This is a genomic window from Thauera sp. DNT-1, assembly GCF_055393985.1.
The window spans coordinates 3,669,203-3,689,545 of record NZ_AP043752.1; the positions used below are offsets into that span (position 1 = coordinate 3,669,203).

Genomic DNA, 20,343 nt, shown 5'->3' on the forward strand with positions numbered 1-20,343 from the left:
ATGGAGATCCCCATGAAAAGTCGTCGTCGATTTCTGGCTACCAGCCTCGCCGCCGGTGTGCTGGCCGTTCACCGCAACGCGTTTGCCCATGGCAAGGCCGAGCATGCCGACAAGGCCGCGTCCGACACCCCCAAGGAGCAGCAGCAATGGGGAATTGCTGGCGATAAGAAAGCCGTGTCGAGAACGATCGCCATCGTGATGACCGACGCAATGCGCTTCGTGCCTGACCGCATCGAGGTGCGCCTGGGCGAGACGATCCGCTTCACCCACGAGAATCGCGGCGCGGTGATGCACGAGATGGTGGTCGGCACGCCGGCGACGCTGGCCGAACATGCCGAGCTGATGCAGCGCTTCCCCGGGATGGAACATGACGAGCCCTGGATGGCCCACGTCGCGCCGGGTGGGCGCGGCGAGATGGTCTGGCACTTCAACCGCGCCGGGGACTTCCAGTTCGCCTGCCTGATTCCGGGCCACTTCCAGGCCGGCATGATCGGCACGATCAAGGTTGGCTGACAGAAATGTAATCCGTGCGTCAGCGTCCTGTCGGTGATGGCTTCGCATAATCGTGCTGACTTTCGAATTCACACAGAATTTCAACCCTTGGAGAAGCCCATCATGAAGAAGACCCTCATCACCACTGCGCTCCTGGCCCTGCTGGGTGGTACGGCCCCGGTGGCGTTCGCGCAGGCCGATCACGCTGCCCATCACGATGGTGCCAGCGCCCCGGCCGAGACCGATGCCAAGTTGGCCGAGGGCACGGTCAAGAAGATCGACAAATCCGCCGGCAAGCTCACCATCGCGCACGGCCCGCTCGAGTCGCTCGGCATGCCGGCGATGACCATGGTGTTCCGCGCGGCCGAGCCGGGCCTGCTCGATCAGGTCAAGGTGGGCGACAAGATCCGCTTCGCGGTCGAGAAAGTCGGCGGTGCGCTGACCGTGACGTCTCTCGAAGCTGTTCAGTGACGCTCACCTCGCAGGTGCGTCGCGTTCCACTCTGACCAGCCCGCCGTGGGGATGCTCCACTGAGTGGCTGAACGACGAGGCGGGTGGCGAAGGGCCTGCGCATGCACTTCACCGCCTGCCGGAATCGTTTCTCGATGAAATCCCCGTTCGCAGTACCCTCATCTCACCTGCTACGTCCTGCAGCGCTTGCACTGGTGGTCGCGCTCACGCTGGGAAGTGGCAGTGCCTGGACACAGGGTTCGCCCGACACTCCAACGCTCGGCTCGAGCCCCCAGGCGCTGATTGAATATGCGCGCCACAGCAACCCCGGCTTTGCCGCTGCCCGCGCGGAAGCGTCCGCAGCGCAGGAGCGCGTGACGCCCGCCGGTGCGCTGCCCGACCCGACGTTCGAGGTCGAGCTGATGGACGCCACCAACACCATGAGCGGGCGCTCGGCGTCGTTGCTGCCCGGCCAGGTGGGCGAGACCCGCTACCGCATCACCCAGCCGCTACCCGGGTGGGGCAAGCGCGAGCTGGCGGTGAAGGCCGCCGAAGCCCAGGCGACCCAGGCTGATGCGATGCGCGATACCTCCTGGGCTGAGCTCGCGGCAAAGATCGAGACGCTGTGGTTGCGCTACTACGCCGCCGACCGCGAACTCGTCCTCAACCGCGAGGGCTTGACCTTGCTGAAAAGCCTGGAGGAGCTCAGCCTCACGCGTTACGAGTTGGGTCTGCTGCCGCAGCAGGCGGTTTTGCGCATGCAGCGTGAGATCACTGCCCAGCGCCTCGCGCTCGTGGAGGTCGAACAGCGGCGCAAGGGCCTGGCAGCGGGGCTCAACGGCCTGCTCGGCCGGGCGCATGATGCGCCACTCGCCGCACCCGCAGATCCAGTCCCCTTGCCCGAGCAGCTGGAGGCTGGCGCCCTTTTTGAGGCGGCGGCGAGCGCTAATCCGGAAGTGAATGCCGCGACCTACGGCATCGATGTGGCGCGTGCCGAGCGCGAACGAACGTATCAGGAACGCTTGCCGGACTTCGCTGTTGGCGTGCGCAACAACCGTCCTGATGAAGGTAAGTCGTCCTGGGACGTGATGTTCGAGGTGATGATCCCGCTGCAACAGTCCAGCCGTCGCGCCAAGGAGCGCGAAGCCGAATACATGCTGATGGCGGCCGAGGCGCGGCGGGAGGATGCCAAGGCGCGCGCATCCGGCGAACTGGGTATCGCCTGGTCGATGTACGCGCAGGGCCGCGAGACCTTGCGCCTGCTCGAACATACGCTGCTGCCGCAGGCCCAGGCCACCCGGGATGCAAGTCAGGCCGCGCTCAGCAGCGGCAAGGTCGACTTCGACAGCGTGATCGAAGCCGAGCGCCAGCTCATCGACATCCGGACTCAACGCTTGAAGACCGAGCTCGACACGCGCCTGGCGCTGACAGAAATCAAGAAACTGACAGGGGATCTGAAGTGAGCTCAGCCGTTCGAATGACGGCGATCGCTGCGGGCGTGGCGATTGCCATAGGTGCGGGGTACTGGATTGCGCACCTGCAAAATGCTGGAAATCCAGTTCCGCTGATCAGCGAAAGCCAGGCGCAAAGCGATAGCGCAGCCCCGGCCGACGGCGAACGCAAGATCCTCTACTACCGCAACCCGATGGGCCTGCCCGACACCTCGCCCGTGCCGAAGAAGGATTCGATGGGCATGGACTACATCCCCGTCTATGCCGACGACCAGCCGGACGACAGTGGCGCAGTGGTGGTCAGCCCCGCGCGCATCCAGACCCTGGGGGTGAAGACTGCCGAGGTTGAACTGCGCGCCGTGGATTCGGCGGTGCGCGCGAGCGGCCGGATTGAGCTCGACGAGCGCAGGCAGGTGGTGGTGGCACCGCGCTTCGAGGGCTGGATCGAGCGCCTGCATGTGAATGCGGTCGGCGACCCGGTGAAGAAGGGCCAGCCACTGTTCACCGCCTACAGCCCGGAACTGCAATCCACCGGCGAGGAACTGCGCATTGCCGAGCGCCTGGCCAGCCAGAACGCGGCCCATGATCCGCTGGCGAGCGAATCCGCCCGTCGGCTGGCCGAGGCGACCCGTGCGCGCCTGCGCAACCTGCAGGTGGCCGGCCAGGCCGGCGCGCGCCAGGTGTTCCACGCCCCGGCGAGCGGCGTGGTGCTGGAGAAGGAGGCCATCGAAGGCGGACGCTTCATGCCGGGCGAGGCACTGTTCCGCATCGCAGACCTGTCGAAGGTGTGGATCATCGCCGACGTCTTCGAGCAGGATCTCGCCCGCGTGCAGGTCGGCCAGAGCGCGCAGGTGACGCTCGAGGCCTATCCCGGTCGCGGCTTCGCGGCGCGGGTCGATTACCTCTATCCAACCCTCGACGCCGCCACGCGCAGCACCCGCGTGCGTCTGGAACTGGACAATCCGGAGGGCCTGTTGCGCCCAGGCATGTTCGCCCAGATCGCGCTGGCGGCAGGTGATGCCACCCCGAGGGTCGCCGTGCCGACCTCGGCGATCATCGACGATGGCGAACGGCGGGTCGTGCTGATTGCGCTCGGCGAAGGCCGCTTCAAGCCGCAGCCAGTGAAGCTCGGCCAGCGCGGCCGGGATGTGGTCGAGGTGCTCGACGGCGTGACTGCGGGTGATCGCGTGGTGGTTTCGGCCAACTTCCTGATCGACTCGGAGAGCCAGCTCAAGGCGGCACTCTCCAACCTGGTTGAGCCCGATGCCCGCGATCAGGCTCAAGCGAGCCCGACCCGTTACGAAGCGCAAGGGACGTTCGATGCGCTCGACGCCGAAGGCGGCAGCGTGACGATGACTCATGGCGAGATCCCGGCCCTCCAGTGGCCGGCGATGACCATGGACTTCAAGCTTGCCGATCCGGCGTTGGTGAAGGACATCGCCCCAGGCTCGGCGGTGCGTTTCGTCTTCGAGGCGGGTGAGCCCGGGGAGTACATCATCACGGGCATCGAGCCGGCTGCGAGTAGCGCGGCGGCTCCAGCCGCCGCCGGCCATGCGGGGCACTGAGATGGACGCCCCTGTGATGGAACCTTCAAACGCTGTGCCCACCGACACGGCAGCGAGGCCGGCTGCGCCCGGCCTGCTCGATCGCGTCATCGACTGGTCGGCGCACAACGTCTTCCTGGTGCTGCTCGCCACGCTGTTCCTGATCGGCGGCGGCGTGTATGCGGTCAAGCACACCCCGCTCGACGCGCTGCCCGACCTGTCCGACGTGCAGGTGATCGTCTACACCGATTACCCCGGCCAGGCGCCGCAGGTGGTCGAGGACCAGGTCACCTATCCGCTCACCACCTCGATGCTGGCGGTGCCGCGCGCGAAGGTGGTGCGCGGCTTCTCGATGTTCGGTGCGTCCTACGTGTATGTGATCTTCGAGGACGGCACCGACATCTACTGGGCGCGCTCGCGCGTGCTCGAGTACCTGAGTTCGGCCGCCGGCCGCCTGCCGCAGGGCGTGGCGCCGCAGATCGGGCCGGACGCGACCGGCGTGGGCTGGGTCTACCAATATGCCGTGCTCGGCAAGGACATGAGCCTGGCCGACACGCGCAGCCTGCAGGACTGGTACGTGCGCTACCAGCTCACCAAGGCGCAGGGCGTGTCCGAGGTCGCCAGCATCGGCGGCTTCGTGCGCGAGTACCAGGTCACCGTCGATCCGCTGCGCCTCGCGGGCTACGGCATCACGCTCGACCAGGTCACGCAGGCGATCCGCGCCTCCAACCGCGACGTCGGCGGGCGGGTGGTGGAGCTCGCCGAGAAGGAATACATGGTGCGCGGCAGGGGTTACCTGCAAAGCGTGCAGGACATCGCCGACATCGTGCTGAAGGCCGAGCGCGGCACCCCGGTGCGCGTGGGCGACGTCGCCCGCGTCGAGCTGGTGCCGGCCGAGCGGCGCGGTATCGCCGAGCTCGACGGCGAGGGCGAGGTGGCGTCCGGCATCGTCATGGCACGCTTCGGCCAGAACGCGCTCGACGTGATCGCCAACGTCAAGGCCAAGATCGCCGAGATCACGCCCGGGCTGCCGGCGGGCGCCGAGATCGTGCCGGTCTATGACCGCTCCGAGCTCATCGAGCGCGCGATCGGCAACCTCAAGTGGACGCTGCTCGAGGAGAGCCTGATCGTCGCCGCCGTGTGCGTGATCTTCCTGCTGCATGTGCGCAGCGCGCTGGTGGCCATCATCACGCTGCCGCTCGGCATCCTGTTCGCCTTCATCGCCATGCGTTCGCTCGGCCTGGGCTCGAACATCATGAGCCTAGGCGGGATCGCGATCGCGATCGGAGCGATGGTGGATGCGGCGATCGTGATGATCGAGAACGCGCACAAGCACATCGAGCGCCTGCCCGAGGGCGCCACCCAGCCGCAGCGCGCAGCGGCGATCGTGCTCGCCTGCAAGGAGGTCGGGCCGGCGCTGTTCTTCTCGCTGCTGATCATCACCGTGTCCTTCCTGCCGGTGTTCGCGCTCGAAGGCCAGGAGGGCCGGCTGTTCTCGCCGCTCGCCTTCACCAAGACCTTCGCCATGGCCGGCGCCGCGCTGCTGTCGGTGACCCTGGTGCCGGTGCTGATGCTGTTCTTCGTGCGCGGGCGCATCCTGCCCGAGGCGAAGAACCCGGTGAACCGGCTGCTGATCTGGCTGTACCGGCCGATCATCCAGGGCGTGCTGCGCTTCAAGCTGGTGACGCTGCTGCTGGCGGTGCTGGCGATGGCCGCCACGATCGTGCCCGCGCGCCAGATCGGCTCGGAGTTCATGCCGACGCTCAACGAAGGCACGCTGTTCTACATGCCGGCGGCGCTGCCGGGCATGTCGGTCACCGAAGCGGGCCACTTGCTCGCCACCACCAACCGCATCATCAAGACCTTCCCCGAGGTGGAGTCGGTCTATGGCAAGGCCGGCCGCGCCAACACCGCGACCGACCCGGCACCGCTCGAGATGTTCGAGACGGTGATCAACCTGAAGCCGCAGGACCAGTGGCGGCCCGGGGTAACCACCGACACGCTGATTGCGGAAATGGACGCCGCGCTCAAGTTCCCCGGTCTCGCCAACTCGTGGACCATGCCGATCAAGGCCCGCATCGACATGTTGAGCACCGGCATCCGCACCCCGGTGGGGGTGAAGGTGTTCGGCAAGGACCTGGAGACACTGGAGAAGGTCGCACAGGCGGTGGAAGCGGCGGTGCGCAAGGTGCCGGGCGCGAGCAGCGCCTACGCCGAGCGCGTGGCCGGTGGCTACTACGTGGACATCGTGCCACGCCGCGACCAGCTCGCGCGTTACGGGCTCACCATCGACATGGTGCAGGACGTGATCGCCACCGCGCTCGGCGGCGAGATGGTGACGACCACGGTCGAGGGCCTCGAGCGCTACGGCGTGTCGGTACGCTATGCGCGCGGCTTGCGCGACGACCCGGCGCGGCTCGCGTCCGACGTCTTCGTGCCGACGATGAACGGCCCGATCCCGCTCGGCCAGGTGGCCGAGGTCAAGCTGACGCGTGGCGCCCCGGGCATCCGCACCGAGAACGCGCTGCTGGCGGCCTACGTGTATGTCGACACCCGCGAGGCCGACCTCGGCGCCTTCGTCAAGCGCGCGCAGCAGGCGGTGGCCGAGGAAGTCGCATTCCCGCAGGGCTACTACGCCACCTGGAGCGGCCAGTTCGAGAACATGGAGCGCGCCAAGGAGAAGATGAAGATCGTGGTGCCGGTGACGCTGGCACTCATTTTCGTACTGCTGTACCTCAACTTCCGGCGGCTCACCGAGACGCTGATCGTGATGCTGTCGGTGCCTTTCGCGCTGGTGGGCGGGGTGTGGCTGATGTGGTGGCTGGGCTACCAGATGAGCGTGGCGGTGGCGGTGGGCTTCATCGCCCTCGCCGGGGTGGCGGCGGAGACGGGCGTGATCATGCTGATCTACCTCGACCATGCGTGGAAGGCCGTTTGCGAGCGCAGGCAGGCCGAAGGCCGCGAGGCGGGTGTCGCCGATCTCTACGAGGCGATCATGGAAGGCGCGGTGGAGCGCGTGCGGCCGAAGATGATGACCGTGGTCGCGATCATGGCCGGCCTGTTGCCGATCATGTGGAGCACCGGTACCGGCGCCGAGGTCATGAGCCGCATTGCCGCGCCGATGGTGGGCGGCATGGTGTCCTCGACGGTACTAACGCTGGCGGTGATTCCGGCGCTGTATGCGCTGGTCAAGCAGTGGGAGTTGCGCCGCAGCGCCAAGACAGCACCCGCGCAGGCGCTGGTCACGGTGTCGAATTTGTAATGCACCGGTCAGCGGCGCGACAGCATCGGGGGCGTAGCCTGTTTCCAAGGCCCCGTTCCCGAGGCCGCCGCTGAACGTGACGAGGAGCATTGCGATGCTTGCCTGGCTGAAATCCCTCTGGCAATCCTTCAAGAATTGGTGTCGCGAGAACGAGCGAGCCCACCGGGATGCCCCGCTCTCGCCGTGCTGCTCGAAGCCGCCCGCAGCCGTTCACCGTTCGCCGACCCGCAAGGTATGAAGCCATGAACACGAAGCCTGCTCATGATCCTGGACACCCTCGATCTGTCGCCTGGTATCGCTCCCCCGGCGTCATCGCTGGCCTGATGCTGGCGGCGATCGCACTGTTCTTCCTGCTGCGCGAACACTGGGCGCATGTGTCGGGCAACTGGGTGTATCTGATCCTGTTGCTGTGTCCCCTGATGCACTTGTTTGGCCATGGCGGACATCACGGCGGGTACCGCAGCAACGACACCGATTCGGAGAAGCGCTGAGATGTCGATGACAGGGGCGCGCCTTGGTCGTGGCGTCGTCATCGCGGCGCTTTCGGGCGTCTTGATTTCGAGCGCAGCGGCGCAAGGCTGGAAGATCCCGCAGCCCTCTCCGGGGCTGATGCCCAATCCGGCGCAAGGAAAGGGACTCTACGCACAGCACTGTGCCGCTTGCCATGGGACCGACCTCAAGGGCTCGGACAAGGGGCCGCCCATGCTCCATAAGGTCTACGAAGCCAGTCATCACGCCGATATCGCCTTTCAGTTGGCGGTAGCGAACGGTGTGCGCGCCCACCACTGGCAGTTCGGCGACATGGCACCTGTTCCCGGCTTGACGCCGGATGAGGTCGCTCATGTCACGGCATTCATCCGTGGTGAACAGCGCAAGGTCGGCATTTGATAACAACAATCGCCGGGGAGAGGCATCATGACCCACGAGCATTCGCAGGGCGGCCATTCTGGCCACAACCATCACCACGATCATGCATCACCAGGCCAGGATACCGATCCGGTCTGCGGCATGACCGTAAAGCCCGACTCGCCGTATCGGGTCATTCACGCCGGACACGAATACCGATTCTGCAGTGCGAAGTGCCAAGGCAGGTTCGAGACCGATCCGGGGCGGTATCTGGCACCGGAGACAAGTCAGCCTTCAACGGAGCCCGCACCGGTGCCCGGCACGGAGTACACCTGCCCGATGCATCCGGAGATCCGCCAGATCGGGCCCGGTACCTGCCCGAAATGCGGCATGACGCTCGAGCCGGTGATGCCGGGTCTTGAAGATGAGGACAATCCCGAGCTCGCCGATTTCCGCCGCCGCTTCTGGTGGACCCTGCCGCTGACGGTGATCGTCACCGCGATCGCCATGTCCGGTGGGTTCTTCGATCCGATGCTGGGTGCGGCGCGCCCCTGGGTCGAGCTGGCCCTGGCGACACCGGTCGTGCTCTGGTCCGGTTGGCCGTTCTTCGTGCGCTGCGCCCAATCGATCGGCAACCGCAGCCCGAACATGTGGACGCTGATTGGACTGGGAGTTGGGGCCGCCTATCTGTACAGCGTCGTCGCCACGTTTGCGCCGGAGGTGTTTCCGGATTCGTTCCGGATGGGCGAACACGTCGCGGTGTACTTCGAAGCAGCAGCGGTGATCATCTCGCTGACGCTGCTCGGCCAGGTGCTGGAGCTCAAGGCGCGCTCGGAGACGGGCGCCGCGATCAAGGCGCTGCTCGGCCTCGCGCCCAAGACCGCGCGGCGCATTCGCGCGGATGGCACCGAAGAGGACATCCCGCTGACCCACGTCCATCCCGGCGACCGGTTGCGCATCCGTCCGGGCGAAAAGGTGCCGGTCGATGGTTCCGTTGCCGAAGGCGAAAGCGCGGTCGATGAATCGATGCTGACCGGCGAGCCGATCCCGGTCACCAAGCGCCCCGGCGACAAGGTGATCGGCGCGACGCTCAACACCAGTGGGGCGCTGGTCATGGTCGCCGAGAAGATCGGCGCACAGACCATGCTGTCGCAGATCGTGCAGATGGTCGCGCAGGCCCAGCGCTCGCGCGCGCCGATGCAACGCCTGGCGGATGTCGTCGCGGGCTGGTTCGTCATCGTCGTCGTGCTCATCGCCCTCACCACGTTCGTGGTGTGGGGGCTCTTCGGACCCCAGCCGAGCTGGGCCTATGGCCTCATCAACGCGGTGGCGGTGCTGATCATCGCCTGCCCCTGCGCACTGGGCCTAGCCACGCCGATGTCGGTGATGGTGGCGACCGGCAAGGCCGCCACCCAGGGCGTGCTGTTTCGCGATGCGGCGGCGATCGAGTCGCTGCGCAAGGTCGACACCCTGATCGTCGACAAGACCGGCACCCTGACCGAAGGACGCCCCGCCTTCCATAGTGTGGTGGCGGCGCCGGGCGGGACGGAGGCCGACGTGCTTCGCATCGCAGCCAGCCTCGATCAGGGTAGCGAGCACCCACTCGCCCAGGCCATCGTGAGCGAGGCTCGCGAGCGCGGTCTCGCGCTCAGCACACCGGACACCTTCGAATCCTCTTCCGGCATCGGCGTGCGCGGCACCGTCGATGGCCAACGTGTGGTTCTGGGGAATACCGCCCTGATGGACGATGAGCGCATCGATTGGCGCGGGCTCGCGGAGCGCGCCGAGGCTCTGCGCCTCGAGGGCGCAAGCGTGATGTACCTCGCCGCAGACGGCGTGCTCGTCGGCCTCATCGCCGTTGCCGATCCGATCAAGGCCTCGACCCCCGAAGCGCTCGATGCGCTGCGGGCAAGCGGGCTCCGGATCATCATGGCCACGGGCGATGGTCTCACGACGGCGCGCGCGGTCGGCGCCCGCCTGGGCATCGACGAGGTCTATGGCGAAGTGAAGCCCGCCGACAAGAATGAGCTCGTCGGCAAACTGCAGGCCGAGGGGCGCATCGTCGCCATGGCCGGCGATGGCATCAACGACGCGCCGGCGCTCGCGCGCGCGAATGTGGGTATCGCGATGGGCACCGGGACCGACGTCGCGATGAACAGTGCCCATCTGACTTTGGTCAAGGGTGATCTCCGGGGCATCGCCACCGCACGCCGCATCTCCGTCGCCACCGTGCGCAACATGCACCAGAACCTCGTATTCGCCTTCCTGTACAACGCAGCGGGTGTGCCGATCGCAGCCGGGGTGCTCTATCCAGCGTTCGGCCTGTTGTTGTCGCCCCTGATCGCCGCCCTGGCGATGAGCTTCAGCTCGGCGTCCGTGGTCGGCAACGCGTTGCGCCTCGGACGGAAAAGGGTCTGATCGTCCTCAATCCGCCCGCACGGAAAGCTCGGCAGACGAACTGCGTGACGGGTTCTTCGTTCGTTGGGAGGCATGCCGGCGTCGGCATGCCGATGTTTGCGCACAAGGAACTGCCTCATGAAAGCCGAGACTGAAGTCGAGCCGGTACCACCGGAGCGGGCTGAATCAAGTTCAAGGGTTCGCCGCGTATTTCTGGTCTTCGTCGTACTGGCTGCCGTTCTCCTTATCGCCGAGCACCGGCTCCATGTGCTCGGCTACCTACCGTGGCTCATCTTGCTTGCGTGCCCTCTGATGCACGTCTTCATGCATCGCGGTCACGGCCACAAGAGAAAACGAACGCCGGCTGAAGACCAAGGTAACCATGATGCGTGATGCCACGGGAGATCGAGATGAGTGAGACGTCGAGTTACGGCTTGTGGTCACTGGTTATCATCAACTCGCTGTTCTTCATCGCCTTCGCATTCAGCTTCACGCGTCCCCGCACAAGCCAGGACTGGCGATCCTTGGGCGCTTACTCGGCCTTCATCCTCGCGCTCTTCACCGAGATGTACGGCTTTCCGTTGACGATCTACCTGCTCTCGGGGTGGCTGTCTTCGAAATTTCCGGGAATCGATTTTTTTGCCCACGACTCGGGGCACCTCTTGGAGGTGATGTTCGGATGGAGCAGTAACCCGCACTTCGGCCCGTTTCACCTCTTGAGCACGGTGTTCATCGTCGGTGGCTTCTGGCTCTTGGCAAAGGCCTGGCCCGTACTCCTCGAGGCTCAGCGCACCCGCCGCGTCGCCGACAGTGGCCCGTACGCACGCATTCGACACCCGCAATACGTCGCTTTCGTTCTGGTCATGTTCGGCTTTTTGCTGCAATGGCCGACCTTGATCACGCTGATCATGTTCCCGGTTCTGTTGATCGTGTACGCCAGGCTCGCCCGCCGGGAAGAACTCGATGCGATCGAGGCATTCGGTGATGCCTATCGCTCATACCGCGACCGCACGCCGGCGTTCATTCCTCGCCTGCGGTAGTTCGACGGTAAGCGCTCCACGAACCCCATCCTTACGTAGCCCCCGTTGAGCCCTCATGCTTCGGCTTCCGTTTTTCGGGGAGCACGAGCATGTCGGAGCGCAGTACGTTCTGGTTGTCGCACCTGTCGGCAATCGAAGCCGAGGGCATCACCACGAAGGCGTACGCCGAGCGCGAGGGGCTGTCGCCGCAGGCGCTCTACCAGTGGCGCAAGCGCCTGGTGGCCGGTGGCCGTCGTAGCCGCGCCAAGCTTGGCGGATTCGTCCCGATCCAGATCGAACCCTCGATGACGCCCCGCGCGGGCTGCACGGTGGTGATCGACGCGCAGTTGCGGCTCGAATGCGCGATGCTGCCCGGCGTCGACTGGCTGGCCGCGCTGTCGGTGGCCCTTGCCGAGCGGGGGCGCTGATGCACCCGGGGCATTCGATCGGTGCGGTGTATCTGTACCGGCCGGCGATCGACTTTCGCAAATCCATCGGCGGACTGTCGGCACTGGTCGAGCAGGAGCTGGGGCTGAACCCGTTCGGCGACGCACTGTACCTGTTCATCAACCGTCGCCGCGACAAGCTCAAGGCGCTGTACTGGCACCGCAACGGCTTTTGCCTCTGGTACAAGCGGCTCGAAGCCGAGCGCTTCGCCTGGCCGGCGGCCGAGGCGGGCGAGCCCACCTGCGTACTGACGATGAAGGAGCTCGAATGGCTGCTTGAGGGCTTCGATCTGTGGGCGGCAAGGCCGCATAAAACGCTGCAATACCAATCAGTTACGTAGCGTGATCGGGTATAATTCCGGCATGCCGCAACGTACCGCCGCCCCTCGCTCGAACCCTTCCGTTGGCGTGTGCGCATCCGTCCTGGCCGAGCTGTTGCCCGACGATCCAGCAACGCTCAAAGCCTTGTTGCTGGCACAGCAGCGTGCCTTCGAGACGCGTGAAGCCGAACGGCAGGCAGCCTTCGAGGCCCGTGAGGCCGCACTCCAGAAAGTCTTCGATGCGCGGGAGGCTGAACGCCAAAGAGCCTTCGATGCGCGGGAGGCTGAACTGCAAAAGGCCTTCGAGGCACGCATCCTCGAGCTCTACGAGCAGCTTCGCCTGGCGCGTCGGCGCATGTTCGGGCCCAGCAGCGAATCGCACGCGGGCCAGGCCTGGCTCTTCGACGAGGCCGAGGCGCTGGCCGAGTCCGCACCCGAGGCGCTCGACACCGCAACCTTGCCGCCGCCGGCCACCGAGACGACGGGTGAGGCGTCCGCCGACACCGGCAAGAAGAAGGCGCGTGGTAAGCGCAAGCCCTTGCCCATCGAGCTGCCGCGCATCGACGTCGTCCATGACGTCCCCGAGGCCGAGCGCACCTGCGCCTGCGGCACGCCCATGGTCGAGATCGGCCAGGACGTCAGCGAACAGCTCGACATCGTCCCGATGCAGGTGCGTGTGCTGCGCCATATCCGCAAGCGCTACGGCTGCCCCGAGGGCGACCAGGCGCCGGTCACCGCCCGCGCCCCGGCGCAGGTGCTGCCCAAGAGCAACGCCAGCAACGACCTGCTGGCCTTGCTGATCGTCATCAAGTACGTCGATGGGCTGCCGCTGGCGCGTTTCGAGTACGTGCTCGCTCGCGCAGGCGTGCTTGTGCCGCGCCAGACCCTGGCGCGCTGGGTGATCGGTACCGCCCAGGCGCTGCAGCCGCTCGCCAACCTGATGCGCGACGTGCTGCTCGGGCACGACGTCATCCACATGGACGAAACCCCGGTGCAGGTGCTCAAGGAGCCTGGCCGGGCAGCCACGAGCAAGAGCCAGATGTGGGTGCAGCGCGGCGGACCGCCGGGCAAGCCGGTGGTCCTCTTCGAGTACGATCCGAGCCGCGCGCAGGCGGTGCCCTTACGCCTGCTCGAAGGCTGGAAGGGGCATCTGATGGCCGACGGGCTCGAGAGCTACGGCGCAATTGCCTTCACCGAAGGGGTGACCCGGCTCGGTTGCTGGGTGCACGCGCGACGTCGTTTCGTCGATGCCAGCAAGGTGCTGCCTGCCGGCAAGCGCGGCCGCGCCCACGAAGCGCTGGCCCTGATCGGCAAGCTCTACGCCATCGAGAAGGACGCGCGCGAACTGAACGACGCCCAGCGCCTGGCGCTACGCCAGAGCAGAAGCCGCGCCGTCATCGACGAACTGCGCCGTTGGCTCGACCAAGTGCTCCCCACCGTGCCGCCCACCTCGGTGCTCGGGGGTGCCCTGGGCTACCTGCATCGGCAGTGGCCGCGTCTGACGCGCTACCTCGAGCGCGGCGATCTGCCGATCGACAACAACCCCGCCGAAAACGCCATCCGTCCCTTCGTGGTCGGGAGAAAGGCATGGCTCTTCTCGGACACTCAGGCCGGTGCGCGTGCCAGCGCACTCCTCTACTCGCTGGTCGAAACCGCCAAGGCCAACGGCTTCGAGCCGTATCTGTGGCTGCGCCACGTGCTGCGCGCCTTGCCCACCGCGACCAACGTCGAACATTTCGAGGCCCTCCTGCCCTGGAATCTCAAGGCTGAGCAGTTGATCACGGCGTAAAGAGCCCGGGAAGGATGGGGTTCGTGGAGCGCTTACGTTCGACGGATCGTTTGGTCCAGAGCGCCGCTTGCGAAGTAGAGGGAGATGCCGACGCGCAGATTCCTCATTGCCTGCAAGCAAGGCGCCTTTGAGTTTGGGGCACCATGCATGCGCGCGGGGCAGAGTGAGTTTGATCAATCAAACCCGCCGATCCTGAAAAAGGTCGACAGAAAAGCCCCCGGGATCGACACCGGGGGCAAGTTCATCCTGAAACGTGCGAATCAGTTACGGGTGTCGTGGCGAAGGATGCTGTCGAGACGCATGACCTCGTCGCCGTGCATCATGATCTTCTGTCCATCCTTGGTCTCCATCACTTCGCCGTGTTTCATCCTCACCGCACGGCCCATCTTGTCCTCCATGCCCATTTTCCCATCCTTGAAGATGTAGACCGTCGAGCCATCCTTCATGGGGATGGACTTTTCGACCCGCTCGACATCGACCGCGAAGGCCGATGTGGTGGCAATCCCAAGTGCCGCGACCATCAGTGCTTTCTTCAACATGCTCGTCTCCTTGAATCAACTACAAATAATTGCTGAACATTGCATCAGGCCTCTTCCATAGAAGATTGCCCGATGCCTTACCCGCCTTGGTTCCTGGGGAAGCTTGGTGCTATCAGGAGCCGCTGCGGTAAAGGGGGCTTTCTTCGAGATAGACAGTCACCTTGTCGCCCCCTTGGACCACCTTCGAAAGCGGAAAGCTGTTTGTGCCGAGGGTGTCGAAGGTCCAGTTGATCGTCTTGTCACCGACCTTCAGGGCAACCGTCTCGAGCCGCGTGACGTTGATGTAGCGCGTGTCCGCATTGACGATCACGGTGCGGGAGGGTGTGGCGTTGCTCGCGTAGCCATACGTGGCCAGCTCTCGCTCGGTCGGGCTTGAAGCGCGTGCCTGGACATGCTCGAGCCAGTGCAACGTACCGCGTTTGGAATAGTCTTCGTGTGCGAACGCAGCGGAAGATCCAAGGCTGCTGATGGCCGAGACGGCGAGGACGGCGATGATCGACTTTTTCATGATGGGCTCCTTGTCCAGATTGGCTGCTCATGCTTGAGCAACCATGGACTCGATCATAGGAGCCAGCGACTGACAGGGCAGTGACCCTGCAATTACGTTTAAGTCATAAGAATGAAAGGGTACGGTCAGGGTTGGCGGGCCGGGTTTCGTCAGTCCAAGGCCTTGACCGAACGGCAGACGCGTGAACGAAGCACCAATTTCACGTCCCCCAACATGTCATGCGAGGTGACGGCTTCACTCGGTTACTTGCCGTTCGCACCACGAAGAGCCCGACGGCTGGATTGGGTCGGGTTGAGACGGTAGTAGTCGGTTTGCAGCGTTCCCCCGCACCCCTTAGAAGGAGCTGGAGGTCTCTGTCCGGCCATCAGCTGCCCGTCCTCCTCTCCACAATCCTGCCATCCTGATGGCCGCTGGGCCTCGAAACCTGTCATTGCCTCAAGCACGTCGCTCCGCTGTCCTCATCCCTTCTGATGGACTTGTCGTGCGTCGCCGATGTCGCGCCGGGCGTGAGCGACGATGACAAGCCCCGACCACAGCGCGAGCCCGGACATCACTAGTGCAACGACAAGGTCCGGCAATGCGCTTCCGGTACCGAAGACGCCTGCTGCCGCCAGAATCACCGCGAGATTGCCGATCGCATCGTTGCGGCTGCACAGCCACACCGAACGCATGTTCGCGTCGCCCGAGCGAAAGCGATACAACAGCATCGCCACCCCTGCGTTGGCGAGCAGTGCGAGCATGCCGACCACGCCCATCGTAATCGGTTCAGGCGTCACGCCGTGCTGGAAGGCCCACAGGGCGCGTGCCATTACAACGGCGCCGAAAAGCACCATCGCCACGCCCTTGAGCAAGGCCGCGCGTGCCCGCCATATCAATCCCCACGACAGCACCGTCAGCGACAGCGCATAGTTGGCGGCATCACCTGCGAAATCGAGGGCGTCGGCCCACAGGGCGACCGAACCGACTGCAAGGCCGGCGACGAATTCGACCAGGAACATCGCCGCATTCACGATCAATGCAATCCACAGTGCTTGGCGGAAGCGCGGGCTCGCTGCGCTGGCTTCGCAGGTGGAGTGGGAACAACAGCCGGCCATGGTTTTCTCCTTAACGTGGGCGAGGGGTGCATCACACACCCTGTAGCCACTACAGGGTCAAGCGGTTAAGCTGTTGGGCGGTCGCAATGAGGAGATGCAGGCGATGAAGATCGGTGAATTGGCCAAGGCCGCGCACGTCGAGGTCGAAACCATCCGCTACTACGAACGGATCGGTCTGCTCCCGGCGCCTTCCCGCAGCCCCAATGGATATCGGGCCTACGCGGGTGGGCACCTTGAGCGCCTCGCGTTCATCCGCCACTGCCGGGCACTGGACATTGCCTTGGTCGACGTCGCGCAACTGCTGCGCTTCGTGGACGACCCCACAACCGACTGTGCTGAGGTCGACGCGTTGATCGACTCCCAACTCACCCGTGTCCGCGCGCGTCTCGACACCCTGCAAATGCTCGAGCGCCAACTCGTCGCCCTGCGCAGCCAGTGCGGTGCCCCCGATCGTGCGGCGCAATGCGGCATCCTGCATGAGCTCGAGGCGCCGACGCGGGGGGATGTCTGTGTGTGCCACGATGAGCATGCGCAATGATCTGCGGTTCGGTGGCGGAGTGACCACAATGTGGGGTGCCAGCGCTCCGGTACGTTCATGGTCGCGATATGCGCCGTCAGCCAACAGGCTGGGGTTAAAATCGTCGCCCATGCACCGTTGGCTTGCCATTTTCTTCCTGCTGCTCGTTCCGCTTCAGTTCGCGTCGGCGGGCCTGGAGGCGTACTGCTTGGAATCGGCCGGTTTCGCGACCAGCCACGGCGACCACCATCCACATACCTGTCAGGTGGATGAAGGCGATGAAGGGATGAAAGGGCAGCTTCACGCCGACTGCGGTTTCTGCCAGATCCTGGCGAGCGCTGCACTGCTCGATGCGGGTCGTCTGCCATTGACAGGACTGGGCCATGTCCTCGTCGACGCCGGGCGGGACTTCAACGCGTCTGCGCTGGTCACCGAGCCTGAACGCCCCAAGTGGCGCCTCGCTGCCTGAGCGGCAGCCCACCCCTGTCTTCCCCTCTTCTTCGAGTGCGCGCCGCACGGTAGCGGCGGTTTGCTCCATTGCGGACGTCCGGGCACTGCCTATGGCGTCCGCCCCTCCCGAAGCCTGGGAACCAACCCTCGAGATCGACTCGATGCACGACAAACGAACCCAATGGTGGTGGCTGATGGCCGCCTGGGCCGTGGCTCTGGTATCCACGCTGGGCGCGCTCTTCATCGGTGAAGTGATGGGCATGACGCCCTGCGTGCTGTGCTGGTACCAGCGGATCGCCATGTTCCCGCTCGCCCTCATTCTGGGCATGGCCGTGTTCGCCGAGGACCGGCGCGGTGCGGTGTATGCACTCCCATTCGCGCTCGCTGGTCTCGCGCTGGCCGCCTATCACAGCGCACTGATCGCCGGCTGGGTGCCACAGTGGTGGGTGCCGTGCGGCACTGGCCCCTCGTGCAGCCAGCAAGCCCTGGTCATCCTTGGCGACATCCAGATTCCCTGGCTATCGCTGGCGGCCTTCCTCGCCATCGCCGCCGCCTTGACGATTTATCTGATAAGGACCCGTAAATGAACACACGAAAACTCCTGGCACTCGCCGTGTTGCTGATCCTCGGCCTGGCCTTTTACTTCGGTATGGATGCCTATCGCGACCGCACACAGGCCGAGCAGGACACGCGCGTCGCTGTGGAAGGAAGCCGCCTCGTGCGGATGCATACCCCGATCATCGGGCCGCAGAACGCGCCGGTCACCATCGTCGAGTTCTTCGATCCCGCCTGCGAGACCTGCCGCGCCTTCTATCCGATCGTCAAGCAGATCATGGCCCAGCATCCGGACAAGGTCCGGCTTGCGCTGCGCTATGCGCCCTTCCATCACGGCTCGGACCAGGTGGTGAAACTGATCGAGGCTGCGCGCAAGCAGGGACTCTACACCCCGGTGCTCGAGGCGCTGCTGGCCACGCAACCGGAGTGGGCCGACCACGCGGCGCCCAACATCGGCATCGCCTTCGAAGCAGCCGCCCGCGCCGGCCTGGACATGGGACGCGCCCGGCAGGACATGGAGACGCCCGAGATCCAGGCCGTGCTCGCGCAGGACATCGAGGATCTGACCGCGTTGCAGGTCAGCAAGACGCCGACCTTCTTCGTCAATGGACGCAGCCTGCCGAGCTTCGGCCCCGAGCCGCTGGCACGCCTGGTGGCGGAGGAAGTGGGGAAAGTGCAGCCGTGATCGATCTGTTCAAGCTCGCCGGCCTGTTCGCCTTGACGGCCGTGGCCGAGATCGTCGGCTGCTATCTGCCCTGGCTCGTGTTGAAGCAGGGCCGGAGTGCCTGGCTGCTCGTGCCCGCAGCGCTGTCGCTCGCCGCCTTCGCCTGGCTGCTGACGCTGCATCCGACTGCAGCCGGGCGAACCTATGCCGGTTACGGCGGCATGTACATCGCGGTCGCGTTGGTGTGGCTTCGCGTCGTGGATGGCGTTGCGCTGACCCGCTGGGATGTCGCGGGCGCCGGCGTCGCGCTGGTCGGCATGGCCATCATTGCGCTGCAACCGGCCGCCTCTCCCTGAAAGTATCATTGTTGCTTCTCGGGGCGCTCTGGCGACCGCAAACACCGCTCACCTCATCCACATGTACTGCTGGTGTCGCATCATGTGGTCCATCATCATCTGCTGCATCGGCATGTATTGATCCATCATGTACTGGCGCTGCCTTTGTTGCTCGGGCGTAAGCTTCGAGTAGTAGCCGCCCATATGGCCCCATCCCATCATTGGGCCCATCGTCATTCCGGGCCCCATCCCCGGGCCGCCCATGCAGCAGCCCATGCCGCCGCCCGGCCCCCACATGCCGTGCATCAGCTGCATGTTGTTCTGCATCGTGGCCCAGTGCTCCTGGAGTAGTTTTTGCCGCGCTTCGGGATCCTGAGTCTGGTTGATCTTGTCCATCTGCTCTTGCATCTTCTTCATGTTCTCCTGCGCCTGCGCCATCCGCTTGTCGAACTCCTGCACGTTGGGCGGCTCGAGGTTCGCTTGGGCACCAGACGCCGGCTGGGCGAGAGCGGGCATGGACGAAAGTACAACGGCGGACAACGCGGCTGCCAGGATCGTGTTCTTCATCTCGATTCTCCTATGTCACAAGCGGAGGCCATGACGGTCTTGTTACGACGGACCGATGACCACTGGGGATTGCGCCCGGGGACGGGCAGCGGGGGGAAACGGCGCGCATCGGCGATTGATGTTCATCTGGCCCCCGTCGCTAAGTCAGAAGTCTGGATGCCCACCCGGCAACGGCCGTCTTCGCGCAAGCAGATGCGCTCGCGGAATCGTGCAAGATCACCCGAGAAGACATCATCTTCATCGGGTACCGAGCGAATCAGATCGGACAGGGGCCCCATCGTCGGCGAGCCGGTTACCAGCCGATGGTAGAGCCAGCGGCCATCCTTGATTGTGGTCAGAAGGCCAGCCTGACGCAGCGTTTTCAGGTGGCGAGAGAGCTTGTATTGCAGCTCTTGGAGGCTGTCCACCAATTCGCACAGACAGATCTCTTCGCCAGTATCTACGAGCAGACGCATGATGCGAATGCGGGTGCGGTCGGCCAAGGCTTGGAAGACTTCTTCGGGTTTGACGGTGATGAGATGCATAGTTGCATCATAGTGCAAGCGTGCAGAACCGCTGAGCCGTCTGCGCCGCGAACAACATCTGCGGGGCAGGCCGCTGGTTAACTCACAACAGTGCTTTCATCTTGCTACCGCCGAGCGCCTGAGGTGACCGCCTGCGCGCCGTTGCCGCAGGCGGTCGGGCGGAGTCACTTCAGTGTGAAGCGTGCCGTGGTGGAAGGCTTGCCCGGAAGGGTGACAACCGCGACCAGCTTGGTGCCGGCGCCGACCTTGAAGCTACCCTTGGCTTCGAGTCGATCACCTGCAGGCTTGAGTTCGACATCTTGCTTGTTTGCGCCAGACAGCAGCGTGAGCTTGGCACTGCCGTTTGCCACATCAACAGGCTTGCCGTGATCGCGAAGGTGCAACTGGATCACCTCGGGCTTGGCAACGAGTTCGAGATCGAGATCTTTGACCTCGACCACCACGCCTCCATGCATCGATTCATGCTCGTGAGCATGGTCATGCTTGTCGGCTGCAAAGGTGGGGCCCACAGACACGAGAGCAGCGAGGGCGACGACTTTTGAGAACTTCATGGGTTTTCCTTTCTGGTTTGCAT

General features: G+C 64.9%; 24 protein-coding genes. 18 read left to right on the top strand and 6 right to left on the bottom strand.

Features of this window, described 5'->3' with window-relative positions; genetic code table 11:
- The first annotated feature begins 12 nt into the window (after positions 1-12).
- From ACZ5PP_RS16905 to tnpC, 13 genes are all read left to right on the top strand, one after another.
- Positions 13-513 carry a cupredoxin domain-containing protein gene (locus ACZ5PP_RS16905; RefSeq protein WP_464827064.1) on the top strand — a complete coding sequence of 167 codons (501 nt, stop codon included), beginning with the start codon at positions 13-15 and terminating at the stop codon, positions 511-513.
- Positions 514-615: 102 nt separating this feature from the next.
- Positions 616-963 (top strand): copper-binding protein, encoded by a 348-nt coding sequence (locus tag ACZ5PP_RS16910; RefSeq protein WP_464826345.1) that lies wholly within the window; start codon positions 616-618, stop codon positions 961-963.
- A gap of 194 nt (positions 964-1,157) precedes the next feature.
- Complete coding sequence (locus tag ACZ5PP_RS16915; RefSeq protein WP_464827065.1) at positions 1,158-2,405, top strand: TolC family protein; 1,248 nt, start codon at positions 1,158-1,160, stop codon at positions 2,403-2,405.
- 14 nt (positions 2,406-2,419) lie between these two features.
- The gene (locus ACZ5PP_RS16920; protein ID WP_464826346.1) at positions 2,420-3,958 is read left to right on the top strand and encodes an efflux RND transporter periplasmic adaptor subunit; all 1,539 of its coding nucleotides are present in this window, start codon (positions 2,420-2,422) and stop codon (positions 3,956-3,958) included.
- 16 nt (positions 3,959-3,974) lie between these two features.
- Positions 3,975-7,199 (top strand): efflux RND transporter permease subunit, encoded by a 3,225-nt coding sequence (locus ACZ5PP_RS16925; RefSeq protein ID WP_464826347.1) that lies wholly within the window; start codon positions 3,975-3,977, stop codon positions 7,197-7,199.
- A gap of 242 nt (positions 7,200-7,441) precedes the next feature.
- Positions 7,442-7,690 (top strand): DUF2933 domain-containing protein, encoded by a 249-nt coding sequence (locus tag ACZ5PP_RS16930; protein WP_464826348.1) that lies wholly within the window; start codon positions 7,442-7,444, stop codon positions 7,688-7,690.
- A 1-nt stretch (position 7,691) separates the two neighbouring features.
- The gene (locus ACZ5PP_RS16935) at positions 7,692-8,087 is read left to right on the top strand and encodes a c-type cytochrome (protein ID WP_464826349.1); all 396 of its coding nucleotides are present in this window, start codon (positions 7,692-7,694) and stop codon (positions 8,085-8,087) included.
- A gap of 27 nt (positions 8,088-8,114) precedes the next feature.
- The gene (locus tag ACZ5PP_RS16940; RefSeq protein ID WP_464826350.1) at positions 8,115-10,463 is read left to right on the top strand and encodes a heavy metal translocating P-type ATPase; all 2,349 of its coding nucleotides are present in this window, start codon (positions 8,115-8,117) and stop codon (positions 10,461-10,463) included.
- A 117-nt stretch (positions 10,464-10,580) separates the two neighbouring features.
- The gene (locus tag ACZ5PP_RS16945) at positions 10,581-10,835 is read left to right on the top strand and encodes a DUF2933 domain-containing protein (protein ID WP_464826351.1); all 255 of its coding nucleotides are present in this window, start codon (positions 10,581-10,583) and stop codon (positions 10,833-10,835) included.
- A gap of 17 nt (positions 10,836-10,852) precedes the next feature.
- Complete coding sequence (locus ACZ5PP_RS16950; RefSeq protein WP_012586262.1) at positions 10,853-11,482, top strand: methyltransferase family protein; 630 nt, start codon at positions 10,853-10,855, stop codon at positions 11,480-11,482.
- Between the two features lie 89 nt (positions 11,483-11,571).
- A complete protein-coding gene (gene tnpA, locus ACZ5PP_RS16955; RefSeq protein WP_012584785.1) occupies positions 11,572-11,889 on the top strand; it encodes an IS66 family insertion sequence element accessory protein TnpA in 318 nt (105 codons plus the stop codon).
- The gene (gene tnpB / locus ACZ5PP_RS16960) at positions 11,889-12,248 is read left to right on the top strand and encodes an IS66 family insertion sequence element accessory protein TnpB (protein WP_012584784.1); all 360 of its coding nucleotides are present in this window, start codon (positions 11,889-11,891) and stop codon (positions 12,246-12,248) included. Before tnpA ends, tnpB begins: the two co-directional genes overlap by 1 nt.
- A 22-nt stretch (positions 12,249-12,270) precedes the next feature.
- Positions 12,271-14,016, top strand: coding sequence for an IS66 family transposase (gene tnpC, locus ACZ5PP_RS16965; protein ID WP_012584783.1), 1,746 nt, complete (start codon positions 12,271-12,273; stop codon positions 14,014-14,016).
- A gap of 260 nt (positions 14,017-14,276) precedes the next feature.
- Here the strand turns inward: tnpC and copK are convergent, their stop codons facing one another.
- The 3 genes from copK to ACZ5PP_RS16980 all read right to left on the bottom strand — a co-directional run bounded on the left by copK (position 14,277) and on the right by ACZ5PP_RS16980 (position 16,157).
- A complete protein-coding gene (gene copK / locus ACZ5PP_RS16970) occupies positions 14,277-14,555 on the bottom strand; it encodes a periplasmic Cu(I)/Cu(II)-binding protein CopK (RefSeq protein ID WP_004265708.1) in 279 nt (92 codons plus the stop codon).
- Positions 14,556-14,667: 112 nt separating this feature from the next.
- A complete protein-coding gene (locus tag ACZ5PP_RS16975) occupies positions 14,668-15,063 on the bottom strand; it encodes a CzcE family metal-binding protein (protein WP_324545075.1) in 396 nt (131 codons plus the stop codon).
- A 458-nt stretch (positions 15,064-15,521) separates the two neighbouring features.
- On the bottom strand, positions 15,522-16,157 hold the full coding sequence (locus ACZ5PP_RS16980) for a cation efflux transmembrane domain-containing protein (protein WP_454458191.1): 636 nt from the start codon (positions 16,155-16,157) through the stop codon (positions 15,522-15,524).
- A gap of 103 nt (positions 16,158-16,260) precedes the next feature.
- On the opposite strand from ACZ5PP_RS16980, the gene cadR reads away from it, so the two are divergent.
- The 5 genes from cadR (at position 16,261) to ACZ5PP_RS17005 (ending at position 18,699) form a co-directional block, all read left to right on the top strand.
- Positions 16,261-16,695 carry a Cd(II)/Pb(II)-responsive transcriptional regulator gene (gene cadR, locus ACZ5PP_RS16985; protein WP_002924844.1) on the top strand — a complete coding sequence of 145 codons (435 nt, stop codon included), beginning with the start codon at positions 16,261-16,263 and terminating at the stop codon, positions 16,693-16,695.
- On the top strand, positions 16,685-17,143 hold the full coding sequence (locus ACZ5PP_RS16990) for a hypothetical protein (RefSeq protein WP_464826352.1): 459 nt from the start codon (positions 16,685-16,687) through the stop codon (positions 17,141-17,143). The genes cadR and ACZ5PP_RS16990 overlap by 11 nt, the downstream gene beginning before the upstream one ends.
- Before the next feature lie 142 nt (positions 17,144-17,285).
- Positions 17,286-17,711 (top strand): disulfide bond formation protein B, encoded by a 426-nt coding sequence (locus ACZ5PP_RS16995; RefSeq protein ID WP_225433332.1) that lies wholly within the window; start codon positions 17,286-17,288, stop codon positions 17,709-17,711.
- Positions 17,708-18,364, top strand: a complete 657-nt coding sequence (locus ACZ5PP_RS17000) for a DsbA family protein (protein ID WP_454458193.1) — start codon at positions 17,708-17,710, stop codon at positions 18,362-18,364. The genes ACZ5PP_RS16995 and ACZ5PP_RS17000 overlap by 4 nt, the downstream gene beginning before the upstream one ends.
- Positions 18,361-18,699, top strand: a complete 339-nt coding sequence (locus ACZ5PP_RS17005) for a YnfA family protein (RefSeq protein ID WP_464826353.1) — start codon at positions 18,361-18,363, stop codon at positions 18,697-18,699. Before ACZ5PP_RS17000 ends, ACZ5PP_RS17005 begins: the two co-directional genes overlap by 4 nt.
- A 48-nt stretch (positions 18,700-18,747) precedes the next feature.
- On the opposite strand, the gene ACZ5PP_RS17010 is transcribed toward ACZ5PP_RS17005, so the two are convergent.
- From ACZ5PP_RS17010 to ACZ5PP_RS17020, 3 genes are all read right to left on the bottom strand, one after another.
- Positions 18,748-19,245 carry a hypothetical protein gene (locus ACZ5PP_RS17010; RefSeq protein WP_442770987.1) on the bottom strand — a complete coding sequence of 166 codons (498 nt, stop codon included), beginning with the start codon at positions 19,243-19,245 and terminating at the stop codon, positions 18,748-18,750.
- Positions 19,246-19,367: 122 nt separating this feature from the next.
- Positions 19,368-19,769, bottom strand: a complete 402-nt coding sequence (locus ACZ5PP_RS17015; RefSeq protein ID WP_454458194.1) for an ArsR/SmtB family transcription factor — start codon at positions 19,767-19,769, stop codon at positions 19,368-19,370.
- A gap of 164 nt (positions 19,770-19,933) precedes the next feature.
- The gene (locus tag ACZ5PP_RS17020) at positions 19,934-20,320 is read right to left on the bottom strand and encodes a hypothetical protein (RefSeq protein WP_320368359.1); all 387 of its coding nucleotides are present in this window, start codon (positions 20,318-20,320) and stop codon (positions 19,934-19,936) included.
- Positions 20,321-20,343 lie beyond the last annotated feature (23 nt).